Source organism: Bartonella sp. AA86SXKL (assembly GCF_042196885.1).
The window spans coordinates 1-702 of record NZ_JBHIRE010000343.1 but is presented as its reverse complement, the minus strand read 5'-3'; the positions used below and the strand labels follow the sequence as shown (position 1 = coordinate 702).

Annotated in this window: 1 protein-coding gene; it reads right to left on the bottom strand. The window is 41.9% G+C overall.

The features are described from left to right. Positions 1-702, bottom strand: a 702-nt coding sequence (locus ACFIO5_RS11910; RefSeq protein WP_375705523.1) for a GTPase, incomplete at both ends; no start/stop codon positions are given.

Here is a 702-nt window from a genome sequence, read left to right as displayed (position 1 = left end):
CCGCAAAACGAATTGCACGCAAAGTATCTGCAACAGATAGTTTTTCTAATTTTTCTTGAATTTTCGACTTTCGACGTAAACCTGCAGTATCAAAAAGTTTAATATGACGACCACGCCATTCCCAATCCACAGAAATGGAATCACGAGTTAATCCTGCTTCAGGTCCTGTCAACAAACGATCTTGCCCTAACATCCTGTTGATGAGAGTTGCTTTTCCGTTGTTTGCGCGACCAGCAACTGCAATCCGAAGGGGTTTACTTTTATCGTAAACATCCCCCTTTTCTTCTAAATTATCAATATAATCATCAAGAGATGCTGACTGTAAAGCAATATGTTCTTCTTGGTTTTTGCTTGCAAAAATTCTCTCTCCCCCACTAGCCTTCATAATTGCATCACGAAGATCCGAAAGACCTAAACCATGTTCAGCAGATATTGAACAAGGCTCCCCCAACCCTAACGACCATGCCTCATATTCTCCCCCAATTGCCGCTTTTGACTCAGATTTATTGGCAACAAGCACAATCGGCTTGCCTGATTTGCGAACCAGTGACGCAAAATTTAAATCACTCGGCGTTATTCCACTCTTTGCATCAAATACAAATAAAATAAGATCCGCTTCATCGATAGCAGCTTTTGTATGAGCACGCATACGACCTTCGAGTGTATGATCACCGGTTTCTTCCAACCCAGCCGTATCAATCA